The 16,269-nt window shown below is 72.0% G+C and carries 14 protein-coding genes; 7 read left to right on the forward strand and 7 right to left on the reverse strand.

What is annotated here, in order from left to right; all coding sequences use genetic code 11:
• Positions 1-70 precede the first annotated feature (70 nt).
• A complete protein-coding gene (locus AWW66_RS26985) occupies positions 71-1,696 on the reverse strand; it encodes a glycoside hydrolase family 43 protein (RefSeq protein ID WP_067371949.1) in 1,626 nt (541 codons plus the stop codon).
• A gap of 250 nt (positions 1,697-1,946) precedes the next feature.
• Between AWW66_RS26985 and AWW66_RS26990 the strand changes: the two genes are divergently transcribed.
• The 4 genes from AWW66_RS26990 to AWW66_RS27005 all read left to right on the forward strand — a co-directional run bounded on the left by AWW66_RS26990 (position 1,947) and on the right by AWW66_RS27005 (position 6,207).
• Positions 1,947-3,242 (forward strand): extracellular solute-binding protein, encoded by a 1,296-nt coding sequence (locus AWW66_RS26990; RefSeq protein ID WP_067371952.1) that lies wholly within the window; start codon positions 1,947-1,949, stop codon positions 3,240-3,242.
• Between the two features lie 57 nt (positions 3,243-3,299).
• A complete protein-coding gene (locus tag AWW66_RS26995; RefSeq protein ID WP_067371955.1) occupies positions 3,300-4,292 on the forward strand; it encodes a carbohydrate ABC transporter permease in 993 nt (330 codons plus the stop codon).
• Positions 4,289-5,128, forward strand: a complete 840-nt coding sequence (locus AWW66_RS27000) for a carbohydrate ABC transporter permease (protein WP_067371958.1) — start codon at positions 4,289-4,291, stop codon at positions 5,126-5,128. Before AWW66_RS26995 ends, AWW66_RS27000 begins: the two co-directional genes overlap by 4 nt.
• Positions 5,129-5,226: 98 nt before the next feature.
• Entirely contained in the window at positions 5,227-6,207 is a 981-nt protein-coding gene (locus AWW66_RS27005) for a LacI family DNA-binding transcriptional regulator (protein WP_067371978.1), read from the forward strand.
• A 68-nt stretch (positions 6,208-6,275) separates the two neighbouring features.
• Here the strand turns inward: AWW66_RS27005 and AWW66_RS27010 are convergent, their stop codons facing one another.
• On the reverse strand, positions 6,276-7,055 hold the full coding sequence (locus tag AWW66_RS27010; protein WP_067371981.1) for an SDR family NAD(P)-dependent oxidoreductase: 780 nt from the start codon (positions 7,053-7,055) through the stop codon (positions 6,276-6,278).
• A gap of 50 nt (positions 7,056-7,105) precedes the next feature.
• Entirely contained in the window at positions 7,106-7,957 is an 852-nt protein-coding gene (locus tag AWW66_RS27015) for a fumarylacetoacetate hydrolase family protein (RefSeq protein ID WP_067371960.1), read from the reverse strand.
• 225 nt (positions 7,958-8,182) lie between these two features.
• On the opposite strand from AWW66_RS27015, the gene aroA reads away from it, so the two are divergent.
• From aroA to AWW66_RS27030, 3 genes are all read left to right on the forward strand, one after another.
• The gene (gene aroA / locus AWW66_RS27020) at positions 8,183-9,430 is read left to right on the forward strand and encodes a 3-phosphoshikimate 1-carboxyvinyltransferase (protein WP_211272116.1); all 1,248 of its coding nucleotides are present in this window, start codon (positions 8,183-8,185) and stop codon (positions 9,428-9,430) included.
• A gap of 705 nt (positions 9,431-10,135) precedes the next feature.
• On the forward strand, positions 10,136-10,408 hold the full coding sequence (locus AWW66_RS27025; protein WP_157528009.1) for a hypothetical protein: 273 nt from the start codon (positions 10,136-10,138) through the stop codon (positions 10,406-10,408).
• A 674-nt stretch (positions 10,409-11,082) separates the two neighbouring features.
• A complete protein-coding gene (locus tag AWW66_RS27030; protein WP_067371969.1) occupies positions 11,083-11,772 on the forward strand; it encodes a response regulator transcription factor in 690 nt (229 codons plus the stop codon).
• A 22-nt stretch (positions 11,773-11,794) separates the two neighbouring features.
• On the opposite strand, the gene AWW66_RS27035 is transcribed toward AWW66_RS27030, so the two are convergent.
• The 4 genes from AWW66_RS27035 to AWW66_RS27050 all read right to left on the reverse strand — a co-directional run.
• Complete coding sequence (locus AWW66_RS27035) at positions 11,795-13,663, reverse strand: hypothetical protein (RefSeq protein ID WP_067371971.1); 1,869 nt, start codon at positions 13,661-13,663, stop codon at positions 11,795-11,797.
• Positions 13,660-13,992, reverse strand: coding sequence for a 4Fe-4S dicluster-binding protein (locus AWW66_RS27040; protein ID WP_067371973.1), 333 nt, complete (start codon positions 13,990-13,992; stop codon positions 13,660-13,662). Before AWW66_RS27040 ends, AWW66_RS27035 begins: the two co-directional genes overlap by 4 nt.
• A gap of 116 nt (positions 13,993-14,108) precedes the next feature.
• Entirely contained in the window at positions 14,109-15,632 is a 1,524-nt protein-coding gene (locus AWW66_RS27045; RefSeq protein WP_067371975.1) for a glutamine synthetase family protein, read from the reverse strand.
• Positions 15,633-15,639: 7 nt separating this feature from the next.
• The coding region (locus AWW66_RS27050; RefSeq protein ID WP_245648507.1) for an amidase family protein at positions 15,640-16,269 on the reverse strand (630 nt) is incomplete at its 5' end.

A 16,269-nucleotide genomic window follows, 5' to 3' on the forward strand; every position in this document is an offset into this window, starting at 1 on the left:
GGCCCGCGGTCCCCCCGGTCCGCCGGCCGGCCCCGCCCCGGCCCGCACGCCGGTCCCCGCCGGTCGCCGGTCAGAACTCCCGGTAGGTGGCGAGGTCGAAGTCGGCGTGGCCGCCGTCACCGCCGAGGTCCTGGACCCACAGGCCGAGGAACGCGCCGGTGAAGCCCCACGCCGCCGGCTCCCCGTCGACGACCAGGGCGGCGTGCTCGTCGGAGAGGATGGTGGCGTCCAGCGCCACCGGAAGCTCCTGCCACCCGGCGCCGAGGTCGTACCCGAACCGCACCACCGGCCCGTCGAAGACCGCCCGCAGGCCCACCCGGTCGGCGCCGTCGGCGTCGACGGTCAGCTCGGGGTACGCGGTGCGCCGCCCGCTGTCGGAGCTGAGCAGCTCCAGCACCCGCCGGCCGGCGTCGTCGCGGGTCAGGTACAGGTGGTGCCAGTTCAGGGTGTTGTAGTACGCGGTGATCCCGGCGAGCTGCCGGTGGTCGAGCGGGTCGAACTCGACGACCGTCTCCAGCGCGCACCGCGTCGCGCCGACCCGGCGCGCGACCAGGCTCGGGGCCTGCCGCCCCACCGGTGACTGGCCGCCGTGCACCCGCAGGTGCGACGGGCGGGACCGCAGGTCCACCCAGTCCGGGGCGGCCGGCCGCCGCAGCGTCGACCACCAGGGCGCCAGGTGGTCGGTGTCGAAGTGGTCGGTGGCGGGCTCGGCCGGCCACGGGTGGGCGGGCAGGCCGGGCGCGGTGACCTCCTCGGCCGGGACGCCCCCGGGAATCCGGGGCCAGTCGCCGGCCGGCCACTCGACCCGCTGGATGGCGGTCTCCCGCCCCAGCACGCAGTTGCCCAGCGGGGTGTAGGGGCGGCCGACCAGGTGGGCCAGGTACCAGTCGCCGTGCTGGGTGCGGACCAGGCTGCCGTGCCCGGCCTTCTGCAGGCGCAGGTCCGGCCGGCCCACCGAGGTCAGCAGCGGACCCTGCGGGTCCACCTCGTACGGTCCGAACAGCTCGCGGGAGCGGGCCACGGTGACCTGGTGTTCCCAGCTCGTGCCCCCCTCGGCGGTGATCAGCCAGTACCAGCCGTCGCGGCGGTACAGGTGGGGGCCCTCGGTGACCCCGACCGAGGTGCCGGTGAACAGCAGCCGGGGCCGACCGACCAGGCGGCGGGTGGCCCGGTCGTAGCGCTGGATCTCGATGCCGGCGAACCGTTCCCGGCCGGGCCGCCAGTCCGCGCTCATGCTCAGCAGCCAGGTGCTGCCGTCGTCGTCGTGGAACAGTGCGGCGTCGAAGCCGTGCCCGTGCAGCTTCACCGGGTCCGACCAGGGGCCGCTGATGTCCGGCGCGGTGACCAGGAAGTTCTGCGGGTCCCAGTAGCCGCTGGCGAAGCTGGCCACGTCGCTGTAGACCAGGAAGAACTCGCCGTCGTGCCAGGTCAGGTCGGGTGCCCACACCCCGTTGGAGTCGCCGCAGCCGCGCAGGTCGAGCAACCGGCGGTCGGTGACGATGCCCCCCAGCGCACGCCAGTGCACGAGGTCGCGCGAGTGGTGCACCCGGACCCCCGGGTACCACTCGAAGGTCGAGGTGGCCAGGTAGTAGTCGTCCCCGACCCGCAGGATCGACGGGTCCGGGTGGAACCCGGCGAGGACGGGGTTGCGGATCGACCGGGCAGCGGTCGCCACGTCAGCGGTCTCGGTCGACACGTCGGCTCCTCCGATACGGATTTCGGCAACTTCCGGATCATCGGCCCGGAAACTCAGGAAGTCATCACCACGCTAGCCGTTCAGGTCGTGATAGGACAGACCCCTTGACCGGGGTGGAGACTTTCTCGTAGCGTGCCGGCCATCAATCGGTAATACCGGTGAAGCACTGAAAGTTCCGGAAGTTGACGTTCAGATTCGTGCCGGCTAGCTCGGCATCCGGGCACCTCATGAGTCCCCGAAGGGATGGATCATGACAGCGCACCTCTCCCGTAGATCGCTGCTCGGCCTCGTCGGCGCCGGTGCCGGCGCGTACCTGCTCAGCGGGTGCAGCGGCGACGACGAGTCCAGCGACCCGAACGCCCCCCAGACGATCAACTGGTGGCACATCCAGAACACCGAGCCGATGCTGCCGGTCTGGGCGGCGATGGCGCAGGAGTACCGCACCGCGCACAGCAACGTGACCATCGAGATCCAGCCGCTGGAGAACGAGGCGTTCAAGACCAAGCTGACCACGGCCACCCAGGCCGGGTCCCCGCCCGACCTGTTCCAGTCCTGGGGCGGCGGCGTGCTCCGCCAGCAGGTCGACGCGGGCCTGGTCAAGGACCTCACCGACGACGTGCAGCCGTGGATCGGCTCGCTGCTGCCGGCCGCCCTCCAGCCGTACACCATCGACGGCCGGATCTACGGCATCCCGTTCGACGTCGGCATGGTCGGGTTCTGGTACAACAAGGACCTCTTCGCCAAGGCGGGCGTCACCGAGACGCCCACCACCTGGGCCGGCGTCCTCGACACGGTCCGCAAGATCAAGGCCGCCGGCATCGTCCCGATCGCGCTCGCCGGCAAGGACAAGTGGCCGGCCCACAACTACTGGGCGTACCTGGCCATGCGCATCGGTGGCCTGAGCGCCCTGCAACAGGCCGCCGAGACCAAGAACTTCGACACCCCCGACTTCGTCGCCGCCGGCGAGCGGCTCAAGGAACTGGTCGACCTGCAGCCGTTCCAGCGGGGCTTCCTCGGTGCGGAGTACGGCTCCCCGGACGGGCAGGCCGCCACCATGGGCAACGGCGGCGCGGCCATGGAGCTCATGGGCCAGTGGGCCCCCTCGGTGCAGGCGTCCAGCTCCACCAGCAAGAAGGGGATCGGCGACAAGCTCGGCTTCTTCCCGTTCCCGGTGGTCGACGGCGGCAAGGGCGCCGGCTCCGAGGCGTTCGGCGGCGGCAACGGCTTCGCCATCGGCAAGGACGCCCCCGCGTCCACCGTCGACTTCCTCGCCAGCCTGCTCACCGTGGACAACCAGCGCAAGGCCGCGCAGACCGGCGCGGTGCTGCCGACGGTCCGGGAGGCCGCCTCGGGCATCTCCGACCCGAACAACAAGATCGTCGCGGAGAACCTGGCCAGCGCCACGGGCTTCCAGCTCTACCTCGACCAGGCGTACCCGCCCGCGGTCGGGCAGCAGGTCAACGACAGCGTCGCCGAGCTGATCGCCGGCACCAAGTCGCCCGCGCAGATCGTCAAGGACATCACCACGGTGGCGAAGAGCCAGTAGGCAGATGTCCACCCCACCCCTACCCGTCGTCCGCCGCGAGACCCGAACGGAGCAGGCATGAGCAGTCCTTCGACCATGTCGGGTCCGCGGCGCGGCCATCCGGGCGCCGCCGCCGTGCCGGGGCCGCGTGGCGTACGCCGCGTCGCCCGGCCCCGGCCGGGCCGGCGCGTCGCCCTCGCCGTCTTCCTCGCCCCGGCCCTGACGCTGTTCCTGTTGCTGGTCATCGCCCCGATCGTGGTGGCCAGCTACGCCAGCCTGTTCAAGTGGAACGGCTTCAACCTGCCCGAGAACTTCGTCGGCCTGGACAACTACCTCCGCGCCTTCGCCGACCCGGTCTTCCGGGGCGACCTGTGGCGGGCCCTGCTGCTGATCGTGGGGTCGCTGACGATCCAGCTCCCCGTGGCGCTGGGCCTGGCCATGCTGCTCAACCAGCGGCTCGCCGGCCGCAGCTTCTACCGGCTGGTGTTCTTCGCCCCGTACGTCCTGTCCGAGGTCACCACCGCCGTCCTGTTCACCCTGGTCTTCTCGCCCAACCGGGGGCTGGGCGACACCATCTCCCGGTGGCTGGGCGCGGAGGCCGGCGCGATCTTCGCCGACCCGGACACCGTGCTGATCGGCGTCTTCCTCGTGGTCTCCTGGAAGTACTTCGGCCTCTACATGATCCTGCTCCTGGCCGCCCGGCAGGGCATCCCCAAGGAGCTGAACGAGGCGGCGCTGACCGACGGGGCCACCACCTGGCAGGCGTTCCGGCACGTCACCCTGCCCCTGCTCGGGCCGACGATCCGCATCGCCGTGTTCCTGTCGGTGATCGGCACCATCCAGTTGTTCGACATGGTCTGGGTGCTCACCGGCGGCGGCCCGATCCACTCCTCCGAGACGATGGCCGTGACCATGTACCAGTACGGCTTCCGCCGCTTCGAGGTCGGCTACGCCAGCGCGATCAGCATCGTCATGTTCCTGCTGAGCCTCGTCTTCGCCCTGTTCTACCAGCGCGTCGTCCTGCGCCGCGACACGGCGGGGGCGCTCACCGTCCAGGGAGGCCAACGATGACCCGCCCGGCGAACCCCGCCCAGCGGTCCCGCCGCCTCGTGCTGCACCTCGTCTGCGTCGCCGTCGGCGCGCTCATCGTCGTGCCGATCCTGTTCGGCGTGCTCGGCGGGTTCAAGGACAACGGGCAGCTCTCCACCAACCCGCTCGGACTGCCCGACCCCTGGGTGCCCGAGAACTACACCGACATCCTCACCTCCGGGGTGTTCTGGCGACAGCTCGGCAACAGCCTGCTCATCGCCGTGGCCAGCACCCTGATCGTGGTCGGCGCGGCGGCGATGGCCGCGTTCGTCTTCGCCCGCTACGCCTTCCGCGGCCGGGAACTGTTGGTCACCCTCTTCACGATCGGGCTGATGTTCCCCTTCGCGGTGGCGATCCTGCCGCTGTTCGTGATGCTGCGCGGGATGGGCCTGCTGGACAACCCGCTCGGGGTGATCCTGCCCCAGGCCGCCTTCGGGCTGCCGATCACCATCATCATCCTGCGCCAGTTCTTCCGGACCATTCCCGGCGAGGTCGAGGAGGCCGCGATCCTCGACGGCTGCGGCCCGTTCGGGTTCTTCTGGCGCATCCTGCTGCCGATGGCCCGCCCCGCGCTGGCCACCGTCTCCGTGCTGGCCATCGTGGCCAGTTGGAACAACTTCATGCTGCCGCTGGTGGTCTTCACCGACCAGAGCTGGTGGACCCTGCCCGTCGGGGTCCAGGCGTTCCAGGGCCAGTACAGCGACGACACCGCCCGGGTGCTCGCCTACGTGGTGCTGTCCATGGTCCCGGCCCTGGCCCTCTACGCGGTGGCGGAACGCCAGCTCGTGGGTGGCCTGGCCGGCAGCGTCAAGGGGTAGCAGAGAACCCCTGCGGTAGCCTTCTGGCTCCGTAGGTCCCAGCCGACACGAAAGGGTGGACCGTGGGCCCCGACAACAGCCGGAACGTCACCATCGCGATGATCGCGCGCCTGGCCGGCGTCTCCGTGCCCACGGTCTCCCGCGTCATCAACGGGCGCTCCGACGTCGCCCCGCAGACCAGGGAACGGGTCGAGGAGCTGCTCACCCGGCACGGGTACCGGCGACGGTCGCCCAGCCGGCGGCCCAGCCCGGCCCTGATCGACCTGGTCTTCAACGACCTCGACAGCCCCTGGGCGGTGGAAATCATCCGGGGGGTGGAGGACGTCGCGCACGCCGGCGGCGCCGGTACCGTCGTCTCGGCCATCCACCGGCGGACCTCGTCGGCCCGGCAGTGGCTCGACAACATCCGGACCCGCTCCAGCCACGGGGTGATCTTCGTGACCTCGATGGTGGAGCCACCGTTGCAGGCCGAGCTGCGCCGGCTCAACCTCCCGGTGGTCATCGTCGACCCCGCCGGGGTGGCCCCACAGGAGGCGCCCACCATCGGCGCCACCAACTGGGCGGGCAGCCTGCGCGCCAACCAGTACCTGCTCGGCCTCGGGCACCGGCGCATCGGCTTCATCGCCGGCCCGCCGCAGCTCATGTGCAGCCGGGCCCGGATGGACGGCTACCGCGCGGCCCTGGAGGCCGCCGGGGTCGCCATCGACGACGCCCTCATCCGTCCCGGCAACTTCTACCACGAGTCCGGCTACACCGCCGGTACCCAGTTGCTGGCCCTGGCGGACCCGCCCACCGCGATCTTCGCCTCCAGCGACCAGATGGCGCTCGGCGTCTACGAGGCGGTCCGCAAGCGGGGCCTGCGGGTGCCCGACGACGTCAGCGTGGTCGGCTTCGACGACCTGCCCGAGGTGCGCTGGTGCTCCCCGCCGCTGACCACGGTCCGCCAGCCGCTGGCCGAGATGGGCATGCTGGCCGCGCGGACCGTGCTGCGCCTGGCCCACGGTGAGAAGATCGAGAGCCCCCGGGTGGAACTCGCCACGGAACTCGTCATCCGCGACAGCGTCGCGCCGCCCCGGTGACGCCCCCGCCCCGGTGACGCCCCATCCGCCGTCGGTCCTGCCCGGTCCGCCGTCGGGGCGGACCCGGGTCAGGCCGGCCGGTCGCCGGGGGGCGTGGCGGTCGGGCGGAGCCGGAGGCCGTGCATGCCGCCGTCGACGGCGAGCACGGTGCCGGTGGTGGCCGCGGTCAGCGGGCTGGCCAGATAGCCGATGGCGGCGGCGACCTCGGCCGCGGAGACCAGCCGCCCGATGGGCTGCCGGGCCCGCAGGGCGGTGAGTTCGGCGGCCGGGTCGGCCGCCGCGTCGAGCAGCCGGCGGACCCAGGGGGTGTCGACGGTGCCCGGGTTGACGCAGTTCACCCGGATGCCCTCGGCCACGTGGTCGGCGGCCATCGCGAGGGTGAGCGCCTGCACCGCGCCCTTCGTCGCGCTGTAGAGCGCCCGGTCGGGCAGGCCGGCGGTGGCGGCGATGGAACAGACGTTGACGATCGCGGCGGCGGCGGAGGCGCGCAGGTGGGGCAGGGCGGCCCGGGTGGTCCGCACGACGCCGACCACGTTGACGTCGAATACCCGGTGCCACTCGGCGTCGGGATTCGCCTCGACGGTGCCCCGCGCGCCGATCCCGGCGTTGTTGACCAGGACGTCCAGCCCACCGAGCCGGCTCGCCGCCGTCGCCACCGCCGCCGTCACCGAGTCGGTGTCGGTGACGTCGCAGGTGACGCCGACCAGCGGGTCCGGCACGCCGGTGGGATCCAGGTCCAGGCAGGCGACGGTGGCGCCCCGCGCGGCCAGCAGTCGGGCGGTGGCCAGGCCGATGCCGGAGCCACCTCCGGTCACCACCGCGGCCAGGCCGGCGAAGTCCCGGGTCACGAGGACCTCACTCTCGTCCGGGTCGGGCCGCCCGGGAGGGCCGGCGCCCGTCACGCCGACCCGACGGGCTGGCGTTGCGTACCCAGACCGTCGATCTCCAGCTCCAGGACGTCACCGGGGCGCAGGTACGGCTTCGGCTCCGGCATGCCCAGCGCCACCCCGGCCGGGGTACCCGTGTTGATCACGTCACCCGGTTCGAGGACCATGAACTGGCTGACGTACCGGACGATCTCGGCGACCCCGAAGATCATGTTCTTGGTGCTGCCGTCCTGGCGGAGCGTGCCGTTGACGCGCAGCCGCAGGCCCAGCTGCTGAGGGTCCGCGACGTCGTCGGCGGTGACCAGCCAGGGCCCGAGCGGGTTGAAGGTCTCGCACGACTTGCCCTTGTCCCACTGGCCGCCCCGTTCCAACTGGAACTCGCGTTCGGACAGGTCGTTGGAGATGGTGTAGCCGGCCACGCACGCCCGCGCCGTGGCCTCGTCGGGGAGGTAGCGGGCGGTGCGCCCGATGACGACCGCCAGCTCCACCTCCCAGTCGGTCTTGACACTGCCCCGGGGGATCAGCACCCGGTCGTTCGGGCCGACCACCGTGTTCGGCGCCTTCATGAACAGGATCGGCTCGGCCGGCAGCGCCGCCCCGGTCTCCGCCGCGTGGTCGGAGTAGTTCAGCCCGACGCACACGATCTTGCCGGGCCGGGCCACCGGCGCGCCGACGCGCACCGCCGGGTCCAGGACGGGCAGCCCGCCGCCGGCGACCGCCGCCCGTGCCACCTCGATGCCGTCGCCGCCGAGGAAGGCCCCGTCGATGTCGGCCACCAGGCCGGACAGGTCCACCAGCCGGCCGTGCGCGTCCAGCGCCGCCGGGCGTTCCTGGCCGACCGTTCCCACTCGAAGCAGCTTCACGCCATCCCTCTCCACGATCGGACGCCGGATCTGGTGCTGTGTCCGGATCTGGTGCTGTGTATAGAACAGCGGTGGGGGCGCGGCAAGGGGCCGACCGGTATCCGGGCGGGCGGGTGTCCGGGATCTCGGCGCCCGCGTGGCTGGTCGCCGGTGCGGACGGCCGGTGCCGCACTACTGTGAGGGCTGCCCCGCCACCCGACTTGAGGAGTACCGATGACCCGGGCAATCCGCCAGGCCACGGCGCGCGTCCCCGGCTCGAAGTCCGTCACCGCGCGGGCGCTGCTGATCGCCGCGCTGGCCGACGGCACGACCCGGCTGCGTGAACCGCTGGTGGCGGCCGACACCGTCGCCTTCGCCGAGGGGGTGGCGAGCCTGGGCCTGCCGGTGACCCGCGACGCGGGCGTCTGGACGGTGACCGGCGACCCGGGCGGCCCGTCGGCGGCGGCGGCCACCGTCTGGTGCCACGACTCGGGGACCGCTGCGCGGTTCCTGCCCGCCCTCGCCGCGCTCGGCCGGGGGGAGTACGTCGTCGACGCCAGCGCGCAGATGCGCGCCCGCCCGATGGGCCCGCTGCTCGACGCGCTCCGCCAGCTCGGGGTGGGCGTCCAGGCGCAGGAGGGGGACCGGCTGCCGCTGGTGGTACGCGGTGGCCGGGTGTCCGGCGGCACGGTCCGGCTCGACGCCGGGGTCTCCAGCCAGTACCTCACCGCGCTCTGCCTCGCCGCGCCCGCGATGGAGAAGGGGCTGCGCATCGAGATCGAGGACATCGTCTCCGTCCCCTACGTCGAGCTGACCCTGGCCATGATGCGCGACTTCGGGGTCGACGCCACCTGGGAGGGCTCGACGATCGTCGTTCCGCCCGGCACCTACCAGGCCCGGGAGTACCGGATCGAGGCGGACGCCTCCACCGCCTCGTACTTCTTCGCCGCCGCCGCCGTCACCGGCAACACCGTCGTGGTACCCGGCCTGGGCCGCCACTGCGTACAGGGCGACCTGCGGTTCGCCACCGAGGTGCTGGCGTCGATGGGGTGCCGCGTCGAGGTCGGCGCGGACGAGGTCGCGGTGACCGGCCCCGAGCGGCTGCGCAGCCCGGGTGAGGTGGTCATGCGCGACATCAGCGACACGATGATGACGCTGGCCGCCATCGCGCCGTACGCCGACGCCCCGGTCCGGATCACCGACGTGGCGAACTGCCGGGTCAAGGAGTCCGACCGGATCGACGCGATCACCACCGCGCTCGGCGTCTGCGGCATCACCACCCGTACCGGCCCGGACTGGCTGGAGATCGAGCCGGGGCAGCCGCACGGGGGCGTGGTCGAGACCCGGGCCGACCACCGGATCGCGATGAGCATGAGCGTGACCGGGCTGCGCGCGGCCGGGATCGAGTTGGACGACCCGTCCTGTGTCGCCAAGACCTTCCCCGGGTTCCACGAGGAGTTCGCCGCGCTCCGCACGGCCTGGGCGAGGAGCTGACGCCGCCCCGCCCGGCGGCCCCGACGTCGGCCGGGGTGAACAGGACTCCCTGAGTCCGCTTTCGCGCTCGGACTGGCCGCCGGTCGCGCGGCGGCGGCGTCTCGCGACCTCCCGTTCGTCAACCACCGCCGGGATGACGCGGAAACGGGCGGCAGGACGGTCGGTGCGGTCGACCCCACCATTACCAACAGCCACGGCACATTGATATCCGTAATCGCCACAAAGCCGTACACGATGGCGAGGAATGGAAAGGGTGCGGTGCCGGTCCGGGCGTTCCGGACGCGGCGCCGCAGGCCGTATGCCGGGACCGGTGGCACAATGACCGGCCCGGCGGCGAAGAGTGTCCGGCGCGGCGGCGTGCCCGCCGGTGAACTGCCCGTCCGGATGTGCCAGGAAAGACGTGCCGGGAAAGGTCGGCGGTCGGCGTCGGAGAAACCACCGCGGCGGCGGCGACCGGTCGGGGCGCGGGCGGCGAGGACTGTTCGGCCATCGGCCCGTGGTGGGTGTCCCGCGCCGGGTCGACGACGGCCCGTTGTGGCCCCGGAGCCGCCGCCGGGTCCGGTGGCTCCGACCGCCGCCGCGCCGGTGCGGGCGGGTCGGCGTCCGGACGGCGCGAACGGCTGAGTCCCGCCTGCCCGAGCAGCCGTAGCTATCGATACTTGTCGCTGCCTATGGTGGCCGTGCCCACCGAATCGAGGAGTCGTCATGCGTCGAGTCCGGACCTTCCTCATGCTCACCGCCGTCGGTGCCGCCCTGGTGCTCGGTGCCGGCGCACCGGCCCAGGGGGCGGCGTCGGCGGACCCTCGCCCCGTCACCGCCGCCGCCGACTCGTACCTGTTCGGCTACTACTACACCGTCGAGGCGTGCCGGTACTTCGGCGACAGCCTCGTCCAGGGTGGGGCGTGGGGCTCCTACACCTGCGCCTACCAGTGGCACCCCTACGACAAGCAGTACTACTGGTACCTGTACGTCTGGTGACCGCCGCCGGCGTGTTCCCGGAACCGCCCCGTCCACCGTGGACGGGGCGGTTTCGCGTGCTGCGGCACGACCGGGTGACCCCGCCGTCAGGGGTCACCTACCGTGACCGGTATCGTCTCGGTGGAAAGGCGTCGCCGGACAGAAAACATCCTCATGTTCGCTGTCCGTAGGGTGGATCGCCGCTCTTGAAACACCTGAGCTAATATGGTGGTCATCACGGGTTTTCTTCCCGACATCCACCGGTGCCGCCGATTCGAGGCGTGGTCGGCCGCGTGCCGAACCGGTAAGTGGGCAATGGTCGAGCGTTGCCGAATTCCGGCGAGGTGTCTAGATTATTTGGGTCTGCCGCTTTTCTGTTGGCTGGAAGGCCTTGGCACTGTTTTGCCTTCCCCCCGTACCCTGTGTGAATGCGGAAACGGTGCTACTTGCTGGCGGCACGTGATTCCGTCAGAATAGGCGCGCGCAGATGGAGTGACGTTTATCGGTGCACCGACCCACCTAGCCGCCGCCAACGGCCGACCTGGGGCCGAGCGGCACATCACTGCGCTGTCTGTCAGTCCTAACGAGTGGGTTCGCGCCGACGGGGGGCGACGCGGGCCGGCCTCGTCGAGGCAGTGGCGTGCCTGGCGGGGCGGTGCCGACATCGATCAGCACGGAGCACAGGGGGAGCGACCGTGACCAGGGTCCTTATTGTTGAAGGAGAAGCCTCTAACGCCGAAGCGTTGGCCCATCTCGTCCGCACCGAGGGCTTCACGCCCACGGTGACGACGGCTGGACCGCAGGCTATCGAAGAATTCGAGCGTAACGGTGCCGACATCGTTCTGCTCGAACTCCGCCTGCCCGGGATGAGCGGGACGGAGGTGTGCCGGCAGCTGCGCTACCGGTCCACCGTACCCGTCGTGATGCTCAGCGGGCGCGACACGGAGATCGACCGGGTGGTCGGCTTCGAGGTCGGCGCGGACGACTACGTCACCAAGCCCTACTCGGCACGGGAGCTGATCCTGCGGATCAGGGCCATCCTGCGCCGGGGCGGGCAGGTGACGATCGAACGGGAAGTGCAGCCGACCGTGCTGTCCGGGGGGCCGGTACGGATGGACGTGGTGCGCCACATCGTGACGGTGAACGGTGCCGAGGTGCACATACCACTGAAGGAGTTCGAGCTGTTGGAGTACCTGTTACGTAACCCCGGTCGCGTGTTGCGCCGGAGCGTGCTCATCGACCGGATCTGGGGCCAGGACTACTTCGGTGACACCAAGACGCTGGACGTGCACGTCCGGCGCCTGCGTTCCAAGATCGAGGAGGATCCGAGCTCACCGCGGTACCTGGTCAACGTGCGTGGACTCGGCTTCAAGTTCAACGTCTGAGGGGGAGGCGGCACCGCCGCCGTCACTGGGTGACGGCGGCGGTGATCGTCTGAGCGTGCCAGGGCGTGTCGAAGGCGGTCACGGTGACGTCCGCACCGTCCGCCACGAGCTGGGCGGCGGCCCCGGTCGCCGTGGCGACGAAGCCCGAGAGCCGGTGCGCGACCTGGAGGTCCAGCTCGGTGAAGGGCCTGCCGTCGCACCGCAGCAACCGGACGTCGACGAACCCGTTGAACCGACGGTCCAGCACCGTGACCGCCTGCGGGCTGCGGATGCTGAACCGGATCCGCGCCGCCACGTGGCCGTGGTGGTGCTGGTCGGAGAAGTGGGCGATGTCCGGGATGGCCGGCGGGACGAAGTGGTCCCGGTCCAGCACCGCGGGCACCCGGGGGAGGTTGCCGGCGATGAAGTGCCAGGAGTTGTACTGCATCCGGGCGGACATCGCCCAGGCGGCGTCGGCGAGCCGGGACACCGAGCCGCCGAAGTGCCGCCGGGCCTCAGGCGCCGGCACCACGCAGCAGAAGAACTCGGGCAGCTCCCACGCGGTGATCCGGTCCCAGTCCGCCGACCGCATCGCCGTGACCAGGTCCGGCAGCGACCGCAGGCCCCGGCTCATCGCGAAGTCCACGTCGAAGGTGTGCACCGCCGCGCGCACCGACTCGTACACCAGCGACTCCAGGCCGGTGGCGAAGGTCCCGTGCGGCGCGGCCAGCCAGGCCGGGTCCTCGGTCACCGAACGGCCCAGCTCGGCCAGCGAGTCACCGGCGACCGGCAGGTGCTCCCGCAACCAGGCGCACAGCTCCCGCTCCGGCGCGTCGGCCGCCGCGGGCCAGCCCACCGCCACCTGCTCGATCTTGTGCATGAGCGGGCCGTGGATCTCCCGGTAGAGCTGGGCGTCCGCGCCGACCTCCGCGCGCCGCTGCTTGAGCGCGTCCGCCAGCGCCAGCAGGTCGGTCACCCCCGTCGACGCCGCCGGCGCGACCGGCGTGCCGCCGGGCACCGACTGGTACCGCTGCCGGGTCCGTTCCAGCAGCTCGGCGACGTGGTCCAGGGTGAGCTGGGTGCTGTTGGCCTCCTCGATGCGGGCGTAGCCCGCCGAGCGCATCAGGATGGTCAGGCAGACGACCATCAGCACGTCGCCGTCGGACCAGAGGTCCAGCGGCACGCCGCGCAGGGCGCTCAGCGCGCAGTCGGGGTGGCCGGGCCAGAGCGTCTTGCCGGTCAGCGTGTTGCGCTCCCGGAAGTTCGTGTAGAGCCGGTTCTCCTGGTACAGCACGAACGGCGCGGTGCGCTGCGTCGCCTCGGTCAGGTCGGCCAGGAACTGGTCCCGCCCGGCGGTGCCGGCGGCGGCCAACCAGGTCCGACTCTCCTCGATGGCGTCGGCGTACCGGGTCCGGATCGGCTTGAGCCGGTCCTGGTACAGGCTCAGCGCCTGCGCGGACCACGGCACCCGCAGCACGCCGCCGACGAGATCGACCTCGTCGCGCAGCAGCGGCGCGGACGGCACCCGCAGCACCACCCGCCCGGCGGTGGTGAGCCCGATCTCGCCGAGGAACACCTGCTCGCCGTCGTCGGCGGCGGCCGGCTCGTCGGTGCGCCAGGAGCGTCCGAACAGGGCCGACAGCGCGGCGTCGTCGGACAGCCGCAGCGCCCGCAGTTGCACGTCCGCCGGCACGTGCCCGTTGAGGGTCAGCAGCGTCTGCACCGCCTCGGGCAGCGGCTGCGCGCTGGCCGTCCGCCAGACCTCACCCAGCAGCCCGGGAAAACCGGCGACCGGGTCGTACGTCCGGTCGGGCGTCTCGGTCCGGCCGCCGAGCTGGCCGAGCCGGCTGGGCCGCCGGCTGAGCCGGGCCTTCGCCCGCGCCTCCCGCCCCGTCTCCGCGCCCGCGCTCATGCCGGCCGCCCCGCGGTGAGCTCCACGTACGACCACAGGTCCGGGCCGGTGGGGGACCAGTCCTCGTCGACGTAGATGCAGTCCACCGGGCACACCACCACACACGCCGGGCAACCGGAGCACAGCTCCGGCACGATCACCACGTCGAGCCCGTTGTCGAAGATGGCCCCGAACTCCGGCGGGCAGCTCCGCAGACAGGAATCGCAGGTGATGCATTCCGAACGCTCGATCCGGCGCGGCGGTTTCTTCCAGCCGTCATGCCGTGACTGGTTCTCGATCCGTTCGGAGCGTGCCTTGACGGCCGCCGGTGAAACTGTGTTCCGACTCATTCGAGACCCCCAGTATGGGTTTACGACCGGCCCCCAGAATAGGGGCCGGTCCACCCATTCGGGTACCTCGAACTGTGCTACACGGATAGAACGTTCGTTAAACGTGCGCGGGATTGTCAGTACACCGCGAAATACTCGCGGTGCTCCCACTCGGTGGCCTTCGCCGGATCGGGCCGCTCGTCGGCCAGCCCGTCGCGCACCTGGTCGGCGAGCCATCCCTCGAACCGCGACGCCTCGCTCTCCTTGAGCTTGACCAGGCACCGGGCGAGCGGTTCACCGAGCAGGGCCACGGTGTGCGGGCTCTCCCGGAACGCGGTCAGCGACTCCCGCAGCGAGGCGGGCAGGGTGCTCGGCGCGCCGGTGGCCGGCTCGTCGATGCGACCGTCGATGCCGTCGAGGCCGGCCGACAGTTGCGCCGCCATGGTCAGGTACGGGTTCGCGCACGGCTCGCCCACCCGGTTCTCCACGTGCGTACCGGAACCGGTGCCGAGCACCCGGAGCATGGCGTGCCGGGACTCGTACCGCCAGCCGATCACGGTGGGGGAGAGGGTGAAGTCGGCGGCCAGCCGGCGGTACCCGTTGACCGTGGGCACCGAGAGCAGGCAGAAGTCGGTGGCCCGGGCCAGCAGCCCCTCGACGTACGCCTTGCCCTCGGCCGACAGGCCCTCGGTGCTGTCGTCGACGGCCAGCACGTTGCGCCCGGTCGCCGTGTTCAGCACCGACTGGTGCAGGTGCCAGCCGCTGGGGTCGAAGGAGTCGAGCAGCGGCAGCGCCATGAACGAGGCGTGGTGCCCGCGCCGGGCGCACTCCCGCTTCGTCACCGTCCGGAACAGCAGCATCGCGTCCGCCGCGTCCAGCGCGAACAGCGGGTCGAAGGTGGTCTCCACCTGACCCGGACCCGACTCGTGCTCCACGGTCCGCAGCGGCAGGCCCAGCTCCAGCAGCACCGCCGCCAGCGGGTCGAGCACCGGGGCCAGCGCGTCGGCGTAGGCGTCCAGGTTGAACTGGTACCCGGCGTCGACCGCGGCCACCCGGGGCGCCTCGCCCTGGCTGCCGAACCCGTTGCCGGCGTTGCCGACCGGCCCGTCGAGCAGCCGGGTCAGGTACCACTCGACCTCCAGGCCGACCACCGGGGCGAGCTGCCGGTCGGCGTAGCGCTGGCAGACCCGGCGCAGCAGGTGCCGGGCGGACAGCGGGTGCGGGGTGCCGTCGCGCAGGTACTCGTCGCCGATCACCCACGCCGTCCGGCGTCCCTCGCCGGGCAGCACCTGGAAGGTGACCGGGTCCGGGACCACCACGAAGTCCCCGGCCCCGACCAGTTCGCGGACGCCGACCCCGGGATCCTCGGCGAGGAAGTCCACGGCGACGGCGTGGCCGGTGTCGAACAGGAACGGACCCGGGCTGAAGTCCATGCCGCTGCGCAGCGCGGCCCGGAACGTCTCCGGCGTCAGCGTCTTGGAGCGGGCGATCCCGTGCGGGTCGCAGAACGCCAGGCGCACCTGGTCGACGTCGTTCAGGGCCGCCTCGACCTGCCGGGCGGCGGCGAGTTGCCGGTCGTCCCAGAGCCGGAACTCCTGGACGAACGACGGCCGTCCCACCCCGTCGTCCGGGTACGGCCGTGCCCATTGCCGGGTGAACATGTCGACATCAACCCCTCATCGCTGATTGCGGAACCGGTTCGAGCGCGGGCAGGTGCGCCTCCACCTGCGCCGCGGTGGCGAGCAGCAACTGGTCGCCGCCGGCCGGCCCGACCAACTGGCCGCCGACCGGCAGCCCGGCCGGGGTCCGGCCGACGGGCAGCGAGATCGCCGGCTGGCCGGTCATGTTGAACGGGTACGTCGCCGGGGACCAGGCCAGCCACCGCAGGTCCGCCGGGTCGGCGGCCCAGTCCGGCCCGATCGCGTCGACGTCGAACGGCTCGATCGGGACGGTGGTCATCGCCAGCAGGTCGTAGCGGCGCATCACCTCGCCCATCCCGATCCGCAGCCGCAGCCGGGTCTCCTCGGCGCGGGCCACGGCGGCGCCGTCGAGGGTGCGGCCGTACCGGATGACGGCGAGCCGGCCGGGGTCGCAGTCCAGTTCGTCGGCGGCGGACGTGCCGGCCGCGTCGGCGGCGGCCAGGATGTCGACCAGGGCGGGGTACGGGTCGGCGAACGGCAGGGGCAGGTCCTCCACCTGGTGTCCCAGCCCGGCCAGGGCGGCGCGCAGCGTGGCGCCGGCGGCCTCGACCGCGGGCTCGGTGCCCGGGAAGTCCAACCAGCCGATCCGCAGCCGTGC

It is taken from the genome of Micromonospora rosaria, from assembly GCF_001567585.1.
GTDB lineage: Bacteria > Actinomycetota > Actinomycetes > Mycobacteriales > Micromonosporaceae > Micromonospora > Micromonospora rosaria.